Consider the following 21,525-nt stretch of genomic DNA (forward strand, 5'->3'; position numbering starts at 1 on the left):
GCGCCGTCATCCAGATCGGCATCGTCATCGGCGGCGCCGACGGCGACTTCGACGACAACGAGAAGGCCGTCGTCCGCGAGGCCTGCCACGCCGTGGGTCTCCCGCCCGCCGAATTCGAACTCTGACCCGCACCCGCCCGCTCCACTCAGAGGATGACGGACGCCGGCGCGTGATCGATTTGTCCAGGAACGCGTCCAGGTTGGCGCGGAGGTGGGCGACGTTCACACACCGCTCCGGACGATTGTCTCCGCCTTGCCCGTGGTTCGGCTCGGGCACCATTCAGGTGACCGTCGTGGCCGCCGAACGGCAGCGGGCGGCCCCGCCGGACTAGCGGCCGGTGGCCGGGGCGGTGGTGAATTCGCGCAGAGCCCGCGCCAGCCGGCCGAGACCTGGGTCCTCGACCGGCATGTGCCCGCAGTCGTCCAGCATGACCAGGCGCTTGCGGGCGGCCAGCCGGTCGAAGAACGGCATGCTCAGCTCGACCGGGGTCCAGCGGTCGGCGGCCGGGTGGACCATCAGCACCGGGCAGGCGGTGAACTCCTCCGGCTCGATCTCGGGGACCGAGTTCAGGTAGGTGCGCAGGAACCGCAATGAGACCCGGCCCCCTCCCCCGAGTCGGTCACGCGCCACCGCCGCGTTCAGTTCGGGCTGGTTGGACATCGCCGACATCCGGGCCAGCCACCTGACCGGGATGTGCAGGCCGTCCAGCGCCCGCAGAGCGTTCATGCCCGGCCTGGCGGCCCTGCCCAGCGGACCGAACCGTGCGGCGGCCGTCCGGGCCTCGGCGCTGCGCACGTCCAGCAGGCAGGTCACGGCGAGCCCGTCGGCGCCCGCGCGGGCGACCGCGCTGTAGGCGAGCATTCCGCCGACGCTGGCGCCCAGCACCAGCACCGGCCGCTCGTCGCGCTCGCGCCGGATCAGCTCCGCGGCTAGAGCGACCCACGTCGAATACTCGACGCGCCGCCCGTTGCAGCGGGTCCGCCCGTAGCCGGGCATGTCGGGGGCCACCACCTCCACCGGCCCGACCAGCCTCGCGTACGGCAGCAACATGTGCCCGTACCCGCCCGCGCCGTGCAGGACGAGGAGTTTCACCGGCGCGGCGGGGTCGGCCACCCGCTCCAGGTGCACGTCCATGCCGCGCCAGTGCCACCACTGTGACACCGCTTGCGGGACGTCCGCCTCGCGCACCCACGTCGGGAAGAACCGCAGGTAGTCGACGGCCATGACCGCTCCTTGCGCCGGTTGGTCGGTGACCGCGACGATAGTGAGCGATTGCTCGCTTTTCTACTCGCGTCAGGCCCGTCGATGCCCGGTACTCCCAGGCCGCTCCGCCCCCGTAAAACCCCACGTCAGAGTCGGTCGGCCGCGACGGATGAGCGGATCCTGGACGCGGCTGCTCGCGTTTTCGTCGAGCACGGCTACGCCGCCGGGACGACCAACCGCATCGCCGAGGCCGCGGGCCTGTCGATCGGGTCGCTCTACCAGTACTTCCCGAACAAGGACGCCATCTTGCTGCAGCTCGCGCGGCGGCACGTCGAGCAGGGCCGCCGGGCCGTCACCGCTGCCTTGCCGACCGGCCCACCGGCGACGTCGCCGCCTTCCGGCGGGAACTGATCGTCCTGCTCACCGGTGTCGTGCACCGCGCCCCTGACGGCCCCGGCGGGCCGACCGGAGAGCCGGGCACCGCCGGCAGGCCATGAGCCGGCCGGTGCCGGCCCCGGCCCGTCCCCGGCGGCGAACTGCCCATGCCGGGCCGCCTCACCCTCGCCAAGGGGGACAACGTCCGTGGTCGCCGACTTCAACGACTTCGGCCACGGGAAGCGCATACGCCCGTGGGAGCGACGCGGCAGCACGGGTCAACGGGGCCGGCCGAGGTGGTTGCGGCGTTCTTCGGGGGTCAGTTCGCGGGTACGGCGGGTCCGGGCGAGTTCGAGCACTCGTGCGCCGGGGCCGCATACCTCGCAGGCTCGGATGCGGACGAGCTTTCCGCCGAGACCGGTTGACAGATCACGTCCGATGATCAGCGGCGGGCTGAGTCCCCTGACGATCCGTGTGCCGTCCGGGTTGAAGGCGGCGAGGCCGCCGCTCGCACCCCAGCCGGTCAGTTCCAGCGGTTCGCCGCCGGTGGTCCGCCAGAGCCGCAGGGGGCCCGCGGGCTCATTGGTGACGAGCCAGCCGCCGTCGGGGCTGAACCGAACTTTGCGGACACGGTTCTCGGCGCCGCGCAGGACGGCGACCGGCTCCCCCCGGCCTCCGGTGTCCCAGAGCCGGATGGCGCCGTCCGCCGCCGCGGCGGCCAGCCGCCCTCCGTCCGGGCTGAAGGCCAGGCCCGTGATGTCGTCCTGATGGCCGCGCAGGACTCTCGGCTCGCCCTTATGAGCGAGGTCCCAGAGAAGAACGGTGTGGTCATCGCGAGCATCGGCCAGCAGGGTGCCGTCAGGGCTGAGCGCCACGTCGCCATCGGCCCTGGCGCTGGGCTGGGTCTCCCAGCCGGTGACCGGGGTCAGGTTGCCGGTCGCCGGCACCTGCCATACTCGCGGCTCCGTGCGGTGCCCGCCCGCCGCCAGCCGCTTTCCGTCCGAGCTGAAGACCAGGCTCGCCGGTGGGCCGGGGAAGGCCGCGGGCGTCGCGGCGGGCGCGCCACTGGCGGCCAGATCCCACAGGCTCAGCGTCCCGGCCCTGCCGACGCCCGCCATGCGCCGGCCGTCCGGGCTCAGCGCGACGAGGAATCCGGAGTCGCGCTCACCACGCACTTCGGTCGGCTTCGTGGTGCCCGCCGTGGTCCACACATCGATGCGGATCTCTCGCGCGCGGAGAATCGAACCGGCACTCCGGCTGACCGCCAGTGTGGCGGCGTCCGAACTGAGCGCCAGCAGTCTGCCCTCGCTCGGCGCCGGATCACCCGCCGAGGCGTCCCACAGTCGCAGGGAACCGCCCGCGTCGATGCCGACCAGCGACTTCCCGTCCGGCGCGAACGCCGCGCCGCGCCAATCCAGCCGGGGCGCCCGCAGGACCAGCGGGTCGACGTCGCTGCCCGTCGTCCAGACGCGGATCACGCCGTCGGCCCCGTAGGTCGCCAGGCGGTCGCCGCCGGGGCTGAACACCAGGCCGTTCAGCCTCGGCGCATGGTCGTCCAACTCGGCCTGCGGAGTCCAGTCACCGTCCGGTCGCTCCAGGCCGTCCCAGACGCGTGCCACGTCGTCTTCGACGGTCGCGACCCACGGCCCGTGCGGGCTGACGGCCACCTGCGCGGGCCCGCCTCGTGCGGCCGCGCGCCGCGACCGTGGCCGGTCACCGGTCATTTCCCAAAGGTGCAACGGTGAGCCGATTCCCCCGGTGGCGAGCAGCCGGCCGGTGGGGCTGAAGGCGACACTCCGCGCCGCGCGGCCGGGGGGACGGAACTTGATCGCGCCTTCGCCGGTCCCGGAATCCCAGATCCGTACACCGTCGTCGTGAGCGCTCGCCACCCTGCCGTCGCGGCTGACGCTCACGCCGTGCACGCCGCCCTCGACGGTTCCCAGCACCGTGGGAGAGCCGGCGGCCTCCAGATCCCACAGCGCGACCTCACCGGAGGAGCTTCCCGTGGCGAGCCGCCGGCCGTCATGGCTGAAGGCGGCACTCCGTATGCGGCGCGTGCGATCCGGCGGAAACGCGTAATCGATGCGCCGCGGAGCGGAATCGTCGAAGGTCCAGATCACCAGCCCGCCGGCGCTCCCTCCGGACCCCCAGATCGCGATCCGGCGACCGTCCGGGGTCGCCGTCATCCCCTCGGCCCTGTCCAGGCCGGACGGCTGGGAGCCGCGCAGCCGCGCGTCGGCGGTGGCCTGGCGGAGCACGAGGTCGGACTCCCGGGTGGCTTCGGTCTCGTACGCCTCGATCGCCAGCAGCAGTGCCAGCTCCGGGTCCTGCTGGAGCTGGCGGCGCGCCTCCGCGGCGAGCCGCACCGAGGTGCTTCGATCGCGTTCGGTGTCGGCGTTTCCCATCTGCACGAGAGCGAGCGCGGTCAGCGCGGCGACCGCGACCGCGGTGAGCGAGAGCGCGCCGAAGGCCAGGCGGGTCCGGCGGCGGCCCCGGGCCCGCCCGGCGGACGCATGCGCCCTGGACAACGCCAGGAACGTGCGCTCCAGCTCGTTCAGCGGGGGGACGCCCTCGTCGTCCCACGCGGCGAGGCGGTCGCCGCGGTACAGGTAGTCCTCACCGCGCCCGTTGCGGGACCATTCGGCCGCGTCGAGGGTGAGCCGCCGGTGCCGCAGCAGCCTCTCCCGGTCGGCGGTGAGCCATTCCCGCAGCCTGGGCCAGCAGTGAATGATCCCCTCATGTGCGAGGTCGACCGTATCGCGGTCCACCACGACGAGCCGGGCGGCGGCGAGCCGGTCGAGGACGGCGGCCACCTCTCCGGGGGCGCCGATGCCGGTCAGCTCGTCCCGCTCGATCTTGCGGCGGATGTCGGGAGTGCCGTCGCCCGGCGCGGTGAGGCGCAGCAGGACGGCCTGGAGCAGGTGCCTCCGGCCGGTCGCCAGATCCGCGTGCAGGTTCTCGGCGATCCGCGCGATCGCTCCCGTCACACCGCCCGCGGCCTGGTGGTCAGCGAGCCGCAGGGTGCCGTCCTCTTGCCGGCTCCAGGTCTCCCGCAGGGCCTGCGCCACCAGGGGGAGCGCTCCCATCTGGTCGGACGCCTCGACCAGCACCGTGGTCACCAGCTCCGGGTCCACGCTCAGCCCGACGCGTTCGGCGGGCTCGGTGACGATGGCGCGCAGTTCCCGCTCGGTCACCGGCCCGACCTGAAGGTGCACGCCCGCGCGGAGCGCCGTGGCCAGGCTCGGGTGCGCGGTGCAGTGCCCGACGAAGTCGGCGCGGATGCCCAGCACCAGCCGAGGGCCGTCCTCCGCGGCGGCCATCGCGCTCAGCGCGTCCAGGAAACCGGCCCGCTCCCGATCGTCCGCGCAGCGGGTGAACACCTCTTCGAACTGGTCGACGATCACCACGGCGGACGTGCCGGCATCGACCGCGCGCAGGGCGGGCACCGGGTGCGCACCCGGAGTGAGCAGCGTGACCGGGATGCCATCGGCGGTCAGCCGCGCCGCCAGCCCGGCCCGCAGCAGCGACGACTTGCCGCTGCCCGAGGCTCCGGACACCGCCGTCAGCGATGACCCGCGCACGGCCTCCAGCAGCTCGTCGAGCAGGCGGTCCCGGCCGGAGAACAGCTCCGCGTCGTCGGCGCCCAGCGGGAGCGCGCCCGGGTACGGGCAGCGCCACCGGGACCATTCGGCCTGCTCCGCCGCCAGCCGCCACCGCTGCTCCCATTCGGCGCGGTCGCCGCCGCAGGCGACGGCGTACGCCACGGTCGCCTCAAGGGTCGGCAGCCGCGTCCCGGCGGCGGCCTCGGCCAGGGTGCTCCGGGAGAAGTGCGCGCGGCGCGCGAGTTCGCGGTAGCTCGGCCGCCCCGCGCGCTCCCGGATCTGCCGCAGCTCCCAGGCGAGCCGCTCGACGGGACCGGCGAGCGGATCCACGGGCTGTTCAGACCGCCCCAACGTGCAGCCCTCCATATCGCCGCCGTGGCCCCAGAACCGATTGTCCGGAGTCCGCGGACGTTGTCCGGAGCCCACGACGACCCGTTTCGGACATGTCGCGACAGCCCTAGACCTTAAGGGTCAGCGTCCGCCACGGGGAAGGAAGGCATTGGTGGCACAGAGAAAAGCGGAGGGCACGGCGGTCGGCACACTGCCGCCGGGGGCGGCGTGGTCCTGCCGTTTCGGCCGGTCCGCCCAGGAGATGCTTCCGCGCGAGATACCCGATCATCTGCTCCCGGTCGTCGAGGCCCTGCTGTCCGCGCAGACGGACGAGGCGGCCAGGAGGACGCTGGGGCTCTCACCCCGCACCTTCAGCCGGCGCGTGGCGGAGCTTCTCGGCCATCTGAACGCCGCCACTCGGTTCCAGGGCGGGGCGGAGCTGGCGCGCCGCAGCCACCGGGACCACTGCGGGTGCGCGGCCGCCGCGGCGTCGCAGGCACTGGCGAGTTCTAGCCACGGCCCGTTCGCCGGCCTGCGGCCGCCCATATAGTCGCCGTGCAGATTGGGTTCCGTAGATTGCCGAAGTACCGTATTGGAGGTCGCATGGCTGCGTTTTCGGGGAAGCTCAAGAAACACCTGATGCAATATTCTGCGGTTCTGTTCGTCCATCTCCTCGGACGCCTCAACCAGTGGTTCTGCAAGACGGCCGGGGGCGCCGCGCGCCCGGTGGTTTTCGACATCGACGAGGCCGTTCCCGAACTGCGTGAAATAGAGCGGGCGTTCGCCGATATCCGCAGCGAGTTCCTGGCCGCGTCCGAACAGGTCGCCGTAATGCCGACCTACCATGAGCTCGACCCGCTCCAGCACTACATCTCCGCGACCACGCCGCACGACTGGCGGATGTTCTACCTGGTCGCCATGGGCGAGGAGGCGGAGGAGAACGCGGCACTGTGCCCGAGGACGGTCGCGGCCCTGCGGAAGGTCCCGAACCTGTTCCAGGCGAGCTTCTCCATCCTGGACCCCGGGAAGTCGATCCCGGCGCACGAGGGCCCCTACTACGGCTACCTGCGATACCACCTCGGCATCGAGGTGCCCGCCGACAACCCGCCGGGCATCAGGATCCGCGATCACCTGTACACGTGGAAAGAGCGGGACGGCATCCTCTTCGACGACAGCTGGAACCACGAAGTGATCAACAACAGCGCGGACCGGCGGGTGGTGCTGATCGTGGACGTGCTCAGGCCGATGCCGGCGATGCAGCACGCCGCGAACCGCTTCTTCGCCTACCTCGCACGCTTCTTCTACGGCCGCATGCTGCTGCGGCGCCTCGAGCAACGCGCCGCCGCGGCCACCACCGCCCGCTGAGTACGGGCCATCCGAGCGCCGGGCGTCCGAGCGCCGGGCGCCCGAGAACCGGGCATCACGCGGCCCCCCGGCCCGGTGCGCCTGCGGTCGCCCGGCGCTCGTCCTCGACGCGCTCGATCATCCCCGCCAGGAGGGCGAAGGACTCCCAGGCGAAGATGTCGCGGGCCGTGACCGTCCAGCCGTGCCGGCGGGCCGCCAGAGCGCACAGCTGGGTGGCGGCCATCGAGTCGCCGTGGTCGAAGAAGTTCTCGCCGGGATCGCAGCGGATGCCCAGCACCTCGTACGCGAGGTCCAGCAGGACGGAGAGCGGCTCGTCGACCGTGCGGGCGGGATGTGTCGGCAACGGAATCCTCTTCCTCTGTGCGTCTGCGGATGATCGGAGGGAACTGCGCATGCGTCATTCGGTGCGCCAGAAGCGCTCCACCTTGCCGGAATGCGAGCGCGGAAGGGCGTCGACGACATCGGCGGTCACCGGGATCTTGTGTGCGGAGATCAGGCCCCGGCAGTGCTCGCGCAGGGCGGTGATGCCCGGCGGATCCTCCGGGTCGGCGGGGACGACCAGCGCATGCAGGACGTCCCCCAGGAGCCGGTCCGGACGCCGCACCACCACCGCTTCCGCGATGCCCGGGTGCGTCAGGAGCACGCCTTCGACTTCGCGCACGTTCACGTTCGCGCCGCCGACCAGGACGACATCGTCCAGGCGGCCGGTGAGGTACAGGTAGCCGTCGCCGTCCGTGCGGCCGGTGTCGCCCACGGAATAGAAGCCGTCACCACGTCCGCGCAGCCGGTGAGAAGCCGCGCCATCGAAGGCCCGGGTCCAGGGGCTGCGCATGAAGACCTCGCCGACCTCGCCGGGTGGCAGCGGTCTCCCGTCCCGGTCCGCTATCAGCACCTCGGTGGACCCGAAGGGCCGCCCCACGGTGCCCGGATGGGCCAGCCATTCGTCGCCGTCGCAGAACGTCCAGCCCGTCATCTGGGTGGAGGTGTACATCTCGTGCACCCGGTCGCCGCCCAGCCGGGCGATCCAGCGCCGCTTGACATCGTCCGGGCAGGTCGCGGACGCGTGCATCATCCCCGTCAGGGAGGAGCTCAGGGCGTCCCAGAGCGGTCCGCTCGCGTCGAGCAGCGCCATCTGGTGCGGCGTCAGCTGGCACCAGGTGGGACGGAACCGTTCGACCGCCGCCCGCAGCGACGCGGGGTGGAGTCTCCCCGGCAGCACCACATGGGCTCCACCGGTGATGCCGGCCATGCAGGTCATGAGGGGTGCGGCGTGCGACAGCGGTCCCACGGAGAGCTGCACGGCGTCACGGTGCCAGCCGGCCGCCCGCATGAGCTCCCGGGCGCCGCCGAGCGCCCGGCCGGGGCCGGGGACGACGGGATACAGCCGGGGAAGGCCCGTGGTACCGCCCGTCGGCAGGTGCCAGGTCACGTCCGGCTCGGGCGCCGGCAGCCGCTCGTCCGACGCGGTCGAGCCGTGTTCCAGCGCCGCGGCCAGTTCCCGTTCCCCCAGCGGGAACGCGTCCGCGAAGGCCGCCCCCAGTTCCGCGCCGAGGGTCCTGCGCTCAAGCCCGGTCGCCCCGGGCGGAAGGATCAGCGGGTCGGCGCCGAGCATCCAGGACGCCAGGACGGCCCGGATCAGCCCCTCGCCGTTCGGCAGCGCGACAACGGTGTGCCTACCGGGCTCCCATCCGCCGTCCAGGACGAACCGGGCCGTCGCCACCACCCTGCCGGCCAGCTCACCGGCGGTGTGGCAGGACCACTCGCCGGACGGCTCCGCGACGCTCAGCAGCGGACGGGCGGGCGCCGTGCGCGCCAGCGACAGCAGCCGGCGGGCCGCCGTGGTCTGCAAGCGGAACAAGGTGCTTCAACTCCCTCCGGATCGTCCAAAGCCGGTTGCCACAATATTTTGCGCGCGGACCATCGAAGGCCCCGTGGCGAATTGTCGCCACATCGCTTCACCGCCGCCCAGCGGAACTGGTAGATCTGAGCCAGCCGGGAATGCGGCAGGAGAAGGCCGAGTGCAGAGGACTTGAGAATGCCCGATGAAATCGGGGACCGCAGCGGGACCAGTTCCGAGAACGAAGAGGCCTTGGTGCGCGAATTCATCAGGAGGCTGGTCGGCGAAATCGCCCCCGCGGAATCCCCGGAGGTGCGGCCCGGGCACATCCTGCTGGACGAGCTGGGTTATGACTCCGTGCGCGAGGTGGAACTGACCTTCGCACTGGAAGAGATATTCGAGTTCGAGCCGTTCGTCATCGAGGATTCACCGGTCATGAGAACCGTCGCCGATCTGGAGGACTTCACCCTCGACATGATCGCCCGGGGACGCGCGTCGGTCCCCACATGGAGCGAGGTCGACGGGGCGGGAAGCCTCATCTCCACGTTCGCGCGGACGAGTTGACATCGGGCATCCGGAGAAGCTGGGAGGCGGGGAGTGACGGTAGCCGACGACCTTGGACGGTCGGACGACGCCGAAACGCGGTTCGTCTGGGACTACGGGCGGTCCGATGAACGGCTGCACGCCCTGTACGAGCGGAGCAAGGCGGCGCAGTGGAACGCCACGACGGACATCGACTGGGACGCCGGCGTGGGCACGCCCGGCCATGTCGAACTCCTCGGCACCGGCCTTCCGCTGGAACGGGCCGGATCCCCCGTCCCGCCCGAGCGGTGGTCCGACTTCCAGTGGGAGTTCCACTCGTGGATGACCAGCCAGTTCCTCCACGGTGAACAGGGCGCCCTGCTGGCCACCAGCCGTCTGGTGGCGATGGCCCCCGACATGGACACCAAGTTCTACGCGGCCGCCCAGGTGGCCGACGAGGCACGGCACGTGGAGGCGTACGCCCGCTACGCCGGCCTGCTCGGCAACACCTATCAGGTCAACCCGTCGCTCAAGCGGATGCTGGACACGGTGGTGACCGAGAGCCGGTGGGACATCGTCTTTCTCGGCATGCAGATCATCGTCGAGGGGCTGGCGCTCGCCGCGTTCAGGCTGGAGAGCTGCCGTTCCTTCGATCCCGTGATCGCCCAGCTCACCCGGCTCGTCGCCCGGGACGAGGCCCGGCACGTGACCTTCGGCGTGCTGGCCCTCCGGGAGATCTACGGCGAGCTGACCTCCCGGGAGAAGGCCGAGCGGGAGGAGTTCGTCAAGGAGGCGGCGCTGCTGATGTCGCGCAGGTTCCGCCTGGAGGAGATCTGGCAGCGCCTGGAGGTGAACGCGGCGGACGGCGCCGCCTACGCGCTCCGGGATCAGCGGATGATCGACTTCCGCCGGGTGATGTTCACGAAGATCATCACCTCGCTCGCCAAGGTGGGCCTGCTGACCCCGGGTGTCCACGCGCACCTGGCGCAGCTCCAGTTGACGCGCGCCGTCCCCGCAGAGGTGAACGCATGACCACCGCACAGAGCCGTATCGCCGCCGCGAGCACCGCGCCCCCGTCCCCGTCGCCGTGCACGCCCTCGCCCACGCCCACGTCCAGGCCCACGCCCGAGTGCCCGGCCACGCCGCCGCGCTGCGAGCACGTCCTGTGCTGGCTGGACCATCCGGGCCTGGACGAGTCCGTCCACTTCTCCGACGGCCGCGGCACCTGGACCGGGTACTCCTACGCGGCGCTGGCGGCCGGAGCGCGCCGCAACGCCCACCTGTTGCGGACAGCCGGCATCGGCTCCGGCGACATCGTGCTCCTCATCGGCGGGAACACGCCCGGATTCGTCATGTCCCTCTTCGGCGTCCTGCACGCGGGCGCCACACCGTCCATCGTCGCGCCGGCCGTCCCCGCCGAGCTGGCCGATCGCCTCACGACCATCGTCGGCACGATCTCCCCCGCGGCTCTGCTGGCCGCGCCGGAGCCGGCGCCGCTCCTCGACGATCTCCTCCGCCCGCTCGGCTGCCGCGTCCTGGCGGAGGCTCCCGAGGACGCCCCGATGGACGACACCGCGGCGGAGCCGCCCGACGTGGCGCTCGTCCAGTTCAGCTCCGGATCGACGGGCGCGCCGCGGGGCGTACAGATTCCGTGGCCGACGCTGAACGCGCACGTGCGCGCCCTGGACGACTGGCTCTCGATCACCGGCGCCAGCCGGGTGGTGTCGTGGATGCCCTTTTTCCACGACATGGGCCTGGTGGGCTGCCTGCTGCTGCCGATGGCCCGCGGGGCCGCGGCCTGGTACCTGCGGCCGGAGGAGTTCATCGGGGCCCCGGACCGCTGGCTCGCCGAGATCACCCGGGTGCGCGGCACCGCGACCGCGCTCCCCGCGTTCGCCATGGGCCACGTGCTGCGCAGGCTGCGTCCCGCCCAGCTTGACAAGTACGACCTCGGCAGCCTGCAGAGCCTCATCGTCGGCGCCGAACGCGTCGACCCGGACGTGCTTGACGCGTTCCACCGGCTGCTGACCCCGCTGGGCCTGCCGCACCGGGCCCTGCTCCCGGCCTATGGCATGGCCGAGGCGACCCTGGCCGTGACGGGCATACGGCCGAGCCCGGAGAAGATCACCACCCGGGTAGTGGACATGGAGGCGCTGGAACCGGGCAAGCCGGTGACCTTCGCCGCCGGTGACGCGCGTCTCGACGATGACCCGCGTCCGTCCGTCCGGCTCATCTCGTGCGGCCGCCCGCTCGCCGGGGTGGGGGTCCAGATCCTGGACGACGGCGGCGCGCCGCTGCCGGAGGGCGTGTTCGGGGAGATCGCGGTGAGCGGGGACGGCCTGGCGGCGGGCTACCTGGAAAGGGAACTCGTCCCGTTCGGCGACCGCCACCGTACCGGCGACATGGGATTCATCCTCGGCGGAGAGCTGTACGTCGTCGGACGGGCCGGAGACGCCATCAAGGTGCGGGGCCGCTGGCTGTTCGCGGACGACGTGCAGACCATCGCCGCGGCCGCGTCGCCCAAGCCGCAGCGGACCGTCGCCCTTCTCGGCAGCCTGTCGGGACAGGACACCGCGGTCGTCACCGTAGAGGACTGCACCGCCGAGGAGGCCGCCGCCGTCGGCCGGGCCGTGGCCGCCAAACTGCCCGGGCTGCGGGTGACGGTCCTGCTGACGCCGCACGGCACGCTCCAGCGCACCACCAGCGGCAAGCCCAGGCGGCGCGCCATGTGGCAGGACCTGGTGGCGGCGGGCGCTCCGTCCGCCCACCGAGTCTGGGACTCCGCGGCGGACCGGGCCTGAGCCGCCCGAGGCCGCCGCGCCGGACCGAGAAGAGGATCAGTGGAACGCAGGGGAATCATCGAGCAGATATGCCGTTCGCTCACCGTGGCGCTCGACCGTGAGATCACGGAACTGCACGAGACCACGATGCTCTACGAGGAGCTGGGGCTGGACTCGGCCGGCACCCTCGCGCTGCTGCTGGACCTTGAGGACACCCTCGGGTTCGAGGTCGACCCCGAGGACCTCGATATCGAGGTCTTCCGCACGGTCGGCACCCTTGCCGACTACGTCACCGGGCACCTCGTCACGACGGCCACGGCGTGACCCATGGGCGCATCACCGGATACCGAGCGCGGGGCCCTGGGACTGTCCCGGGTGGCGGTGCGGCTGCCCGAGGGCACCGAACCCGTCGACCTCGTCCTTGAGCGGGCGGGCCGCAGCCTCTTCGAGCGGCGGATGGCGAAGAGGTTCCACGGGCTGCGCGACACCCCCGCCCTCGCCCCCGGCGAGCGCATGGAGGACCTCCTGGTCGGGGCGGGCCGGGAGGCTCTCGCGGGACTCGGCGCCGACCTCGTGCTGTACGGGCACTCGCAGGTCGTCCAGGAATTCGCGACGCGGCCGGGGTTCGGCCGCCGGCTGTGCGCCGCGCTCGGCGTTCCGGAGGCGGAGTTCTACGGGGTGTCCCACATCAACTGCGTCAGCGTGCTCCGGGCCGTGGAGATGGCCCGCCGCTACCACGACCGGCCCGGTGCGGGGCCGGCGGACCGGGTCCTGGTGCTCGGCGGGGACCACGGCAGCTTCGCCGGCTCGGCGCGGATCGTCTCGGGAGTGACCGTGGCCGGAGACGCGGCCGCCGCCGTCGTGGTGCACTCCGCGCAGGGCCCTGCCCTCCCCCGTTACCGCTACCTGTCCGGCGCGGCTCAGCGCGACCACCGGTTCCACCGCTCCCTGCGGATGTCCCGGGAGGAACTGGCGCGCTACCCGCAAGCCTGCCTGGAGCACACGGCCGCGGCCCTGCGCGAGGCCGCGGACCGGACCGGCCTCGCGATCACGGACCTCGACTGGATCATGCCCGACCTGTCCAGCGCCCTGTTCTGGCGGAACTTCTGCCGCGAGACGGGCGTCGAACGCGACCGCGTCTGCCTCGACCTCCAGCCCGCGCAAGGGCACAACAACGCCGTCGACGCGCTGTCGGCCCTCCAGTACGCCGACCTGACCGGACGGCTGCGGAACGGCGACCGGTGCGCGCTGGTCGCACTGGGGCACGGCGCGTACTTCCAGGTGATCGTCGTCGAAGTGTTGGACGGGTAGAAATGGCCGAGCTGTACATCGACGCGTTCGCCATCGCGGTCCGCTCGCGTCCGCGGCTCCGGCCGGCGGACGAGCTGGGCCGCAGGAGCCTGCGCCGGCAGGTGGCGGAGATGATCGCGCGCACCCGCGGCGTCCCCCTGGCGCGGGTGTGCGCGCGGCACCCCGAGCCGGGCGACCCGGCCGACGCCGCGGACTACGCCGCCACCTGGCGGGCGCTCGGCGCGCTCGGTCCCCCGGACGGCCACCAGACCCTCGTGCTGGTGCGCTCGGGCCCGGTGCTCGACCCGATGACGGCGCCCCTCGCGGCCACCGTCCGCGCGGTCGGCTGGACCGGTGACGACGTGGGGATCAGCCACCTCGCGGAGCAGGGCGGGACGCAGGTGTTCCGGCTGCTCGGCTGGGCCGTCCCCGAGGACCGGGGCGCCACCGTCGTGATCGTCGACGACCCCGCCTACGTGGTCGTGCCGGCCGAGAAGCCGGCCTTCGCCGCGGTCGCCCTGAGGCTCGCCCGCACCGGAGCGCTCCGTGTCGCCGGCTGCGGCGAGACGCCCCCGGAGGCGCCCGCACCGCCCGCGGAGGCGCGGCACGCACGCGTCTTCTCCGGTCCCGGCGCCTGCGACGCGTGGCTCGACCTGTACGCGGCGCTGTCGTCCGGGGCGGTCGCCCCGGGCGAGCTCGTACTGCTGCGGACGATGGGCGACGAGCGGTGGGGCTGGCTGCTCCTCGACGTCGTCCGTCCCGGCGAACTGACGATGTCCAGCGTTCCAGTGGAGGACCCACGGTGAAGAAGACAGCGGCCGCCGAGCAGCGCCTGCTCCATGAGGCGTTCCTGTGGAGCGTGGACGGCGACGAGCACGCGGAGGCGCTGCGCATCGGCGCGGAGAGCATCAGCTACGGACGCCTCCACCAACGCGCGCTGCGGCTCGCCGGCGATCTCGTCGCCCGCGGTCCGCGCAGGCCGCGCCGCATCGGCGTGCTCGGCTCCCGCAGCGAGGACATGTACGCCGGTCTGCTCGCCGCCCTGTACACCGGCGCGGCGGCCGTCCCGCTCAATCCGGCCTTCCCGCCCGAACGCCTCCGCCACATGATCGACGCCGCCCCGCTCGACGGCCTCGTCGCCGACGCCAAGGGGCTGCCCGTGGTCGCGGAGCTCGCCGACGCGCTGGGCGACGTCCAGGTGGTGCACCGGCCCGCCGGCCCCGGCCTGGACGAGCCGCTGCCGTCCTCGCCGGAGGACGTCGCGTACATCCTCTTCACCTCCGGCTCCAGCGGACGGCCCAAGGGCGTCCCCGTCCTGCACTCCAACGCGGCGGCCTACCTCCGGCAAATCAGGGCGCGCTACGACTTCACGGCGGCGGACGTCTTCTCGCAGACCTACGACCTGACGTTCGACCTGGCGATGTTCGACCTCTTCGTCGGATGGGGCGCCGGGGGCACCGTCGTCAGCGTCCCCAAGCACGTGTACGTGTCGCTGCCCGATTTCGTGGCCAAGCACGGCATCACCGTCTGGTTCTCGGCCCCGAGCATGATCGGCCTGGTCCGCAAGGCCAGGGGGCTGGAGCCCGGGTCGCTTCCAGGGGTGCGGTGGAGCCTGTTCTGCGGCGAGGCGCTGCTGGTCCGCGACGCCGCCGAATGGCAGGAGGCCGCGCCGAACTCCCGCCTGGAGAACCTCTACGGGCCGACCGAGCTGACCATCTCGTGCAGCGTCCACCGGTTCGACCCGGACCGGTCGCCGGAGCTGGCGGTCAACGACGTCGTCCCCATCGGGACCGTCCACCCCCGTCTGCGGTACCTGATCCTCGGCGGGGAGGAGAACGAGGACGGCACCGGCGAGCTGTGCGTCACCGGCGACCAGATGTTCCCCGGCTACCTCGACCCGGCCGACGACGGCGGCCGTTTCCTGGACCATGAGGGGCGGCGCTGGTACCGCACGGGCGACCTGGTCCGCCACGCCGAGGACGGTGAGCTCGCCTACCTCGGCCGCGCCGACCACCAGGTCAAGATCAACGGTGTCCGGGTGGAGCTCGCGGAGGTCGAAGCGGGCCTGCGGAGGCTGGCGGGGGTGCGCGAGGCCGTCGCGGTGGCGGTCGAGGGACGGCTGGTCGCGTTCCTGACGGGCGACGAGCGGCCGGCGGCCGTGCTGATGAAGGAACTCGCGTCCTTCTACCCCCGGTACCTGGTCCCGCGGCACTTCGCGTACGTGGACGACCTGCCGCTGAACGCCAACCGGAAGGTGGACCGGCTGGCGCTCACGCGGCGGGCCCGCGAGCTGCCGGGCGGCTGAGCTACCGGGTGGCCGAGGCGACGGCCGCGCCGGCCGCCCGTAGCGTCCGCCAGTCGTAGAACTCCCCGACGGAGACGTCCACCCCGAACACCTCCGACATCCGCGCCAGCAGCCGCACCGCGATGATCGAGCTGACGCCCAGCTCCTGGAAGTCGTCGTCCAGCCCGATCTGCTCGACCCCGACGGCCTCCTGCCAGAGCGTCGCCAGCGCCTTCTCGACCTTGGTCTGCGGCGGCGCGTACGGGGTGTCGACGTACCGGGCGGCCAGGGCGGACCCGGTGGTCTCGGTACCGGCCCCGCCCACGGTGGCGGCGAACCGGTCGACGAGCGCCTCCCGCCTGCTCAGCCCTCCCGGACTCACCACGACCTGCGGACCGGCGCCGGAGGCCAGGATCGATCGCAGCACCCCGGCCCCCTCCGGCGGGCTGACGGCGATCTCGCGGTAGGCGTCCTGGACGGCGTACTCGGCGCGGGCGGCCATGCCCACGCCCGTCCACTGCGGCCAGTTGATGGAGACCACGTGGCGGCCGGCGCTCCACTGGGCCTGAGCGTAGGCGTCCATTACCGCGTTGGCCCCGGCGTAGTCCGACAGGCCGTAGTCGCCCGTGATGGCCGCGATGGACGAGTACAGCACCAGCAGCTGCGGCCGGAACACCCGGTCCAGCACATAGGTGCCCTGCACCTTCGGCGCGAGCACCCGCCCGACGGCCGCCTGCGCGCGTATCTCGATGAGACCGCCGCCGGTGACACCGGCCAGGTGGAACACGCCGTCGACCCGGCCGTGGACGCGCATCACCTCCGCGCGGATCTCCCTCATCCGGTCCTCGTCCGCCACGTCCCCGGCGCACACCAGCACGTGACCGCCGGCCTTTTCCACGTCGAGGACCGCCCGGAGCCGTTCCCGCAGCGCCTCGTCCGGTGACCCGGCGGCGAGCGACTCCCACTCGGAGCGGTCCGGCAGCCCGGTGCGGCCCACCAGCACGACACGCGCCCGCGCCAGCGTCGCCAGATCCTTGGCCAGCTCCAGGCCGAGGCCGCCCAGGCCGCCGGTGACGACGTAGACGCCCTCCTCCTTGAGGACGGACGGCATGCCCGCGGCCTCCTCGGGCCGGATCGCGGAGTGCCCGGCGACCCACCTCTTCCGGCCGCGCAGCGCCACCTCCCGGTCCGTGGAACCGGACCGCAACTCCCGGAACAGCTGCGTGGCGACGGTCCCGGCCTTGCCCTCTCCCACGTCGACACCGCGGATGGCGACGGAACGCATCTCCCGGGGCACGGTCTTGAGCAGCCCGCGCACCGCGGCCTTCGCCGGGTGGACGTCGCCGTCGCCCAGGGCGTCCTGCATGCCGCTGGTCAGGACCGAGACTTCGAGCGCGGTCCCGGCAGACCTCCGGGAGAACTTCTGGAGTGCCAGCAGCAGGCTGTACAGGCCGAGGTCGAGGTGCCTGCGCACGGTGGCCTGCTCGGTGCGCACGGAGCCGCCGCCGAGGAGCCAGGCGTGCACGAGGTGGACCCGTCCCGGCCCGGCGTCGAGGACGGCGGCGGCCAGCCTGCCGTAGTCGGCGGCCTCGCGCGGCCGGACGGTGTGCGCGCCGTCCGCGGTCTCCGCGTACCGGCCACCGGGCGTGACGACGACGACGTTCCCGCTCCCGGCCCGGATGAGCCGGATCAGTTCGCCGGTCACGGCCTCGTCGGGATGGGCGAACACCACCCACGCGTCGGCGCCGTCCACGGCGGAGGCCTGCGGCGGGCCCGTCTCGGTCCAGGTCGGCACGTAGAGCGGTCCATCGTCCCGGGGGACGTTCGCGGTGGTCCTGTCGCCCGCCGGTTTCACCCAGAAAGTTTCGCGCTCGTAGGGGTAGGAGGGGGCGTGCGCCCGGCCGCGCTCCTCGTGCGCCCAGAAGCGGTCCCAGTCCACGGGGCAGCCGTACGACCACAGCCGGCCCACGCCCTCCAGCAGGACCCGGAGGTCGTCGCGCTCATCCCGCGCGGTGCGGAGCAGGGGAACGGCCGGGACGGGCTTCGCCCGGGCGGGGGCCGGCTCGGTGAGGGCCGGCTCGGTGGAGGCCGGCTCGGTCGCACGGGCCGTCTCGGTGACGAGGTTGGACAGCGTCTGCCCGGGGCCCACCTCCGCGAAGCAGTACCCGCCGTCCGCGAGCAGCAGCCGCGCGGCGTCGGCGAAGCGGACGCAGGCGCGGACGTGCCGCGTCCAGTACGCCGGGTCGGTGGCCTGCTCGGCGGTGATCCAGTCGCCCGTCACGGTCGACACGAACGGGATCCGGGGGGCCCGCAGCCGCACCGCGGCGACACGGTCCGCGAAAGCCCGCAGGACAGGGTCCATCATGCGGGAGTGGAAGGCGTGCGACGTGCGCAGGCGGCTGACCCCCGCCTTCCGCGCGGACAGCGACTTCTCCAGGTCGCCGATGGCGGCGTCCGGGCCGGAGACCACGCACATGCCGGGGGCGTTGACGGCCGCCAGGTCGACGCCGGGCGGGAGCAGCGGGCCGAGTTCGTCCTCCGGCAGGGCGACGGCCGTCATGGACCCGGACGGCAGCGACTCGATCATCATGCCGCGCTCGGCGACCAGGCACAACGCGTCGTCGGCGTCCATCACCCCGGCCAGGGCGGCGGCCACGTACTCCCCGACGCTGTGGCCCGCCATGGCGGCGGGCTCGACGCCCCAGGACGTCAAGAGCCGGGCCAGCGCGTACTCCACGGCGAAGAGGGCGGGCTGGGTGACCGACGTCCGGCCGATCAAGGCCTCGGCCCGTCCGGCCTCCTCGGCCGTCGCGGGGAACAGGACGCTCCTCAGGTCGAGCGAGTGCGAGCGGCGCAGCACGTCGCAGCAGTGGTCCAGGACCGCGGCGAACTCCGGCTCGCGCTCGTAGACCCCGCGCGCCATGCCCACGTACTGGGCGCCCTGCCCTGGGAACAGGAAGGCCGTCTTGGGGGTGCGGTCGCGCGGCACCGGGTGCGCCGGCGCGGCCCGCCCCGCGCCCAGCCGCCGTACGGCGTCCTCCCGGTCGGCCACGACCACCGCACGGCGCACGGCCCGGACGGGAAGGCCCTCGGCCAGCGTGTAGGCGATGTCCGCGAGCCCGCTCGCGTCCTCGTCCGGAGGGGACGCGCTCAGCCGGGACTGGAACGCCTCCTCCATGGCCGCCAGTGCGGTCGGGGTGCGGGCCGAGAACGTCAGGAGCTGGTACGGCCGCCGCGGCGCGCCGGTCTCCACCTCCGGGGGCTGCTCCAGGATCAGATGGGCGTTGGTACCGCCCACGCCGAAGGCGCTCACGGCCGCACGGCGGGGAGCGGGGTCGCGCGGCCAGGGCATGGTGCGGTCCACGACATGGAAGGGCCCGGCGTCGAAGTCGATGTCCGGGTTCGGGCCGGTGAAGTTGAGGCTGGCCGGGATGATCCCCTCCCGGACGCTGTGCACGGCCTTGATGAACCCGCAGATCCCGGAGGCCGCGCCGAGGTGGCCGACATTGCCCTTCACCGAGCCCAGCGCGACGGTCCGCGCGCCCCCGCGGCCCGCACCGTACGCCCGGTTCAGCGCGGCCACCTCGATGGGGTCGCCGATCGGCGTGCCCGTGCCGTGGCCCTCGACGTAGCCGACCGACGCCGGGTCGATCTTGGCCGTCCGCAGGGCGGCGGCGAGCACCTCCGCCTGGCCCCGCTCCCCCGGTGTCGCGAACGCGGGCTTCGCGGCGCCGTCGTTGTTGATCGCCGAGCCGATGACCACCGCGTGGACGGCGTCCCGGTCGGCGACGGCCTGGCTCAGCCGTTTGAGCACCACCGCGCCGGCGCCCGCGCCGAACACCGTCCCGGACGCCTTCGCGTCGTAGGGCCGGACGATGCCGTCGGTCGCCAGGAGCCCGCCGCCCTCGCTGTGGTGGTAGCCGCCGTACAGCCGGAGCGGGATGTCCACCCCGCCGGCGATCGCCATGTCGCACTCGCTGTTGAACAGCGCCGCGCACGCCATGTGCACGGTCACCAGGGAGGTGGAGCAGGCGGTGACGCTGCTGACGGACGGGCCGCGCAGCCCCAGGTGGTAGGAGACGGCGGTGGACAGGAAGTCGGTGTGGTTGTCGATCCGAGCGCGCGCCTCGCCGATCGTCTCCATGAACCAGGGGTTGGCGCGCACGTGCCGCGTCAGGTACTCGTTGTGCCCGGCCCCGGCGTACATCCCGATCCGGCCGCCGAAGCGGTACGGGTCGTATCCGGCGTCGTGCAGCGCGTCGTGGCTGATCTCCAGCAGGACCCGGATCTGGGGGTCCATCGCCTCGGCCTCGCGCGGGGTGATGCCGAACAGCGCCGGCTCGAACCGGTGGAAGTCGTCGATCTGCGCGGCGACCTTGACGTAGGCCGGGTCGGCCAGGACGTCCTCCGGCACACCGGCGCGGCGGAGCTGATCGTCGGTCAGCCGTTTGAGCGACATGGCGCCGGCGCGGAGGTTGTCCCAGAACTCCGGCAGGCCGCGCGCGCCGGGGAACCGGCCGGCCATGCCCACGACGGCGATCGCGTCCCCGTACTCTCCGTACACGTGCAGCTCCTTGTGCCGTCCGGCGGATCTACTTGCCCGCCCCGCGGTTGTCTCCCATGCGGACCTTCGCCGAGCCCGGCATCAGTCCGGCGAACGCGGGGCAGCCGGCCGCTTCCGGCGGCAGCGCCGACAGGTCGGTCCCCGCGCTGACCTCGTCGTGGGTCGGTCCGACCCGGTCCGCGACGGTGCGCAGGCGGTCCAGGTCGAACCCGTACAGCCGCGCCGCGTTCCCGGCCAGCATCCGCTCGGTGTCCGCGACCGGGACCCCCTGGAAGGCGGTGCTCACGGCCGCCGCGGAGAACGGGTAGGAGGCCTCCAGGTGCGGGTAGTCGCTGCCCCAGAGGATCTTGTCGATGCCGATGTCGTCCCGGATCGCGACCTCGCCCGGGTGGACGAAGGTGGCGCCCGCGTAGCACTGCCGATGCCAGTATTCGCTGGGCCGCAGGGACAGGCCGTCGACGGCGCTCTCGGCGTCGTAGGCGACCGCGCCGCCGCCTCCGGCCGAGCGCATGGACGTGAAGAGCCGGTCCATCTTGCGCAGCTCCCGGGGAATCCAGCCCATGCCGGACTCGGTGAAGACGACCTTCAGGCCGGGATGCCGTTCCAGGACGCCGCCGAGGATCAGTTGCCGGAACCGGCTGACGTCCCACCAGCGCAGGTCGAGCAGGAAGAACATGTCATCGATGGGCGTGTCGCCCGTCCTCGGGCCCGCCCCGCCTCCGTGGCAGTTCACCGGGACGCCGAGCTCCTCGCAGACGCTCCACAGCGGGTCGTAGGAGTGGTGGTAGAGCGGTGGCACACCGGAGCCGGGAGGAGCGCCAGGCAGCAGGACGCCGCCGGTGAGGCCCGCCTCGCGTGCCCACCGGACCTCCGCGACCGCCGCGTCGACGTCGTGGAGCGTGATCTGGAAGACGCCCGCCCGGCGGCCCGGGGCGTCCCGGCAGAACTCCGCCAGCCAGCGGTTGTGGGCCCTGAGCCCGGCCTGCCGGCGCCTCAGGCCCTCGGCGCCCGCCACCCCTTCCTGGGCGCTGGCGAGCGACGACGTGGAGAAGAACGGTGGCACGGTGTTGGGGTAGATGACCTCGGCCACGACCCCGTCCGACTCCAGCTCGGCCGTCCGGCGCGCGGAGTCCCAGTTGCGCGAGGCATTGGGGCCTTTCAGGTCCTCGTAGGGGACGGTGAACTCCGCGGCCCAGCGGTCGAAGTCGTCGGCGTAGGCGGAGTCCAGGTAGTCCCGGTACTGCACGAGCTCCGCGCCCCCGTGGCAGTCGGCGGAGATGATGACGTGGCGGCTGTGTCCGCCCATGACTGCTTCCTTTGCCTTCTTCAGGTGCTGTCTTCCGGTGCTGTCTTCCGGGAACCGGAACCCTGCG

17 protein-coding genes are annotated in these 21,525 nt (G+C 72.8%); 11 read left to right on the top strand and 6 right to left on the bottom strand.

The features are described 5' to 3' along the window. Positions 1–14: 14 nt before the first annotated feature. Positions 15–125, top strand: a complete 111-nt coding sequence (locus ACTWPP_RS04105) for a TerB family tellurite resistance protein (protein ID WP_443103401.1) — start codon at positions 15–17, stop codon at positions 123–125. A gap of 202 nt (positions 126–327) precedes the next feature. On the opposite strand, the gene ACTWPP_RS04110 is transcribed toward ACTWPP_RS04105, so the two are convergent. Further along, on the bottom strand, positions 328–1,224 hold the full coding sequence (locus ACTWPP_RS04110; protein ID WP_443102714.1) for an alpha/beta fold hydrolase: 897 nt from the start codon (positions 1,222–1,224) through the stop codon (positions 328–330). An 81-nt stretch (positions 1,225–1,305) separates the two neighbouring features. On the opposite strand from ACTWPP_RS04110, the gene ACTWPP_RS04115 reads away from it, so the two are divergent. Next, a complete protein-coding gene (locus ACTWPP_RS04115) occupies positions 1,306–1,614 on the top strand; it encodes a TetR/AcrR family transcriptional regulator (RefSeq protein WP_443102715.1) in 309 nt (102 codons plus the stop codon). 242 nt (positions 1,615–1,856) lie between these two features. Here the strand turns inward: ACTWPP_RS04115 and ACTWPP_RS04120 are convergent, their stop codons facing one another. Then, a complete protein-coding gene (locus ACTWPP_RS04120; protein WP_443102716.1) occupies positions 1,857–5,510 on the bottom strand; it encodes an nSTAND1 domain-containing NTPase in 3,654 nt (1,217 codons plus the stop codon). A 172-nt stretch (positions 5,511–5,682) separates the two neighbouring features. Between ACTWPP_RS04120 and ACTWPP_RS04125 the strand changes: the two genes are divergently transcribed. Together ACTWPP_RS04125 and ACTWPP_RS04130 are read left to right on the top strand one after the other, a co-directional pair. Further along, entirely contained in the window at positions 5,683–6,060 is a 378-nt protein-coding gene (locus ACTWPP_RS04125; protein WP_443102717.1) for a hypothetical protein, read from the top strand. A 53-nt stretch (positions 6,061–6,113) separates the two neighbouring features. Further along, entirely contained in the window at positions 6,114–6,875 is a 762-nt protein-coding gene (locus tag ACTWPP_RS04130; RefSeq protein WP_443102718.1) for an aspartyl/asparaginyl beta-hydroxylase domain-containing protein, read from the top strand. Positions 6,876–6,930: 55 nt separating this feature from the next. Here the strand turns inward: ACTWPP_RS04130 and ACTWPP_RS04135 are convergent, their stop codons facing one another. Continuing rightward, on the bottom strand, positions 6,931–7,218 hold the full coding sequence (locus tag ACTWPP_RS04135) for an acyl carrier protein (protein WP_443102719.1): 288 nt from the start codon (positions 7,216–7,218) through the stop codon (positions 6,931–6,933). 54 nt (positions 7,219–7,272) lie between these two features. After that, positions 7,273–8,724, bottom strand: coding sequence for a class I adenylate-forming enzyme family protein (locus ACTWPP_RS04140; protein WP_443102720.1), 1,452 nt, complete (start codon positions 8,722–8,724; stop codon positions 7,273–7,275). Positions 8,725–8,910: 186 nt separating this feature from the next. On the opposite strand from ACTWPP_RS04140, the gene ACTWPP_RS04145 reads away from it, so the two are divergent. From ACTWPP_RS04145 to ACTWPP_RS04175, 7 genes are read left to right on the top strand one after another with little or no spacing between them, the layout of a single operon-like run. Continuing rightward, entirely contained in the window at positions 8,911–9,276 is a 366-nt protein-coding gene (locus ACTWPP_RS04145; RefSeq protein ID WP_443102721.1) for a hypothetical protein, read from the top strand. Positions 9,277–9,309: 33 nt separating this feature from the next. Further along, entirely contained in the window at positions 9,310–10,266 is a 957-nt protein-coding gene (locus ACTWPP_RS04150) for a diiron oxygenase (protein ID WP_443102722.1), read from the top strand. Further along, positions 10,263–12,035 carry an AMP-binding protein gene (locus tag ACTWPP_RS04155; RefSeq protein ID WP_443102723.1) on the top strand — a complete coding sequence of 591 codons (1,773 nt, stop codon included), beginning with the start codon at positions 10,263–10,265 and terminating at the stop codon, positions 12,033–12,035. Before ACTWPP_RS04150 ends, ACTWPP_RS04155 begins: the two co-directional genes overlap by 4 nt. A gap of 39 nt (positions 12,036–12,074) precedes the next feature. Then, positions 12,075–12,338, top strand: coding sequence for an acyl carrier protein (locus ACTWPP_RS04160; RefSeq protein ID WP_443102724.1), 264 nt, complete (start codon positions 12,075–12,077; stop codon positions 12,336–12,338). 3 nt (positions 12,339–12,341) lie between these two features. Continuing rightward, positions 12,342–13,325, top strand: coding sequence for a 3-oxoacyl-[acyl-carrier-protein] synthase III C-terminal domain-containing protein (locus tag ACTWPP_RS04165; RefSeq protein WP_443102725.1), 984 nt, complete (start codon positions 12,342–12,344; stop codon positions 13,323–13,325). Positions 13,326–13,327: 2 nt separating this feature from the next. After that, positions 13,328–14,110 carry a hypothetical protein gene (locus tag ACTWPP_RS04170; RefSeq protein WP_443102726.1) on the top strand — a complete coding sequence of 261 codons (783 nt, stop codon included), beginning with the start codon at positions 13,328–13,330 and terminating at the stop codon, positions 14,108–14,110. Beyond that, positions 14,107–15,609: an amino acid adenylation domain-containing protein gene (locus ACTWPP_RS04175; protein WP_443102727.1), complete on the top strand. Its 1,503-nt coding sequence runs from the start codon at positions 14,107–14,109 to the stop codon at positions 15,607–15,609. The genes ACTWPP_RS04170 and ACTWPP_RS04175 overlap by 4 nt, the downstream gene beginning before the upstream one ends. 1 nt (position 15,610) lies before the next feature. Here ACTWPP_RS04175 and ACTWPP_RS04180 read toward each other — a convergent pair whose 3' ends face one another. Both ACTWPP_RS04180 and ACTWPP_RS04185 read right to left on the bottom strand, forming a co-directional pair. Next, positions 15,611–20,152: an SDR family NAD(P)-dependent oxidoreductase gene (locus ACTWPP_RS04180; protein WP_443102728.1), complete on the bottom strand. Its 4,542-nt coding sequence runs from the start codon at positions 20,150–20,152 to the stop codon at positions 15,611–15,613. Positions 20,153–20,180: 28 nt separating this feature from the next. Next, entirely contained in the window at positions 20,181–21,458 is a 1,278-nt protein-coding gene (locus ACTWPP_RS04185) for an amidohydrolase family protein (protein WP_443102729.1), read from the bottom strand. Between the last annotated feature and the right edge of the window lie 67 nt (positions 21,459–21,525).

The sequence above is a fragment of the Actinomadura sp. 3N407 genome, assembly GCF_052245875.1.
Classification (GTDB): domain Bacteria; phylum Actinomycetota; class Actinomycetes; order Streptosporangiales; family Streptosporangiaceae; genus Spirillospora.

Coding starts and splice junctions, on each gene's coding strand:
- ACTWPP_RS04110 (WP_443102714.1), bottom strand. CDS start 1,224: ATGGCCGTCGACTACCTGCGGTTCTTCCCGACGTGGGTGCGCGAGGCG.
- ACTWPP_RS04115 (WP_443102715.1), top strand. CDS start 1,306: ATGCCCGGTACTCCCAGGCCGCTCCGCCCCCGTAAAACCCCACGTCAG.
- ACTWPP_RS04130 (WP_443102718.1), top strand. CDS start 6,114: ATGGCTGCGTTTTCGGGGAAGCTCAAGAAACACCTGATGCAATATTCT.
- ACTWPP_RS04145 (WP_443102721.1), top strand. CDS start 8,911: ATGCCCGATGAAATCGGGGACCGCAGCGGGACCAGTTCCGAGAACGAA.
- ACTWPP_RS04155 (WP_443102723.1), top strand. CDS start 10,263: ATGACCACCGCACAGAGCCGTATCGCCGCCGCGAGCACCGCGCCCCCG.
- ACTWPP_RS04165 (WP_443102725.1), top strand. CDS start 12,342: ATGGGCGCATCACCGGATACCGAGCGCGGGGCCCTGGGACTGTCCCGG.
- ACTWPP_RS04170 (WP_443102726.1), top strand. CDS start 13,328: ATGGCCGAGCTGTACATCGACGCGTTCGCCATCGCGGTCCGCTCGCGT.
- ACTWPP_RS04185 (WP_443102729.1), bottom strand. CDS start 21,458: ATGGGCGGACACAGCCGCCACGTCATCATCTCCGCCGACTGCCACGGG.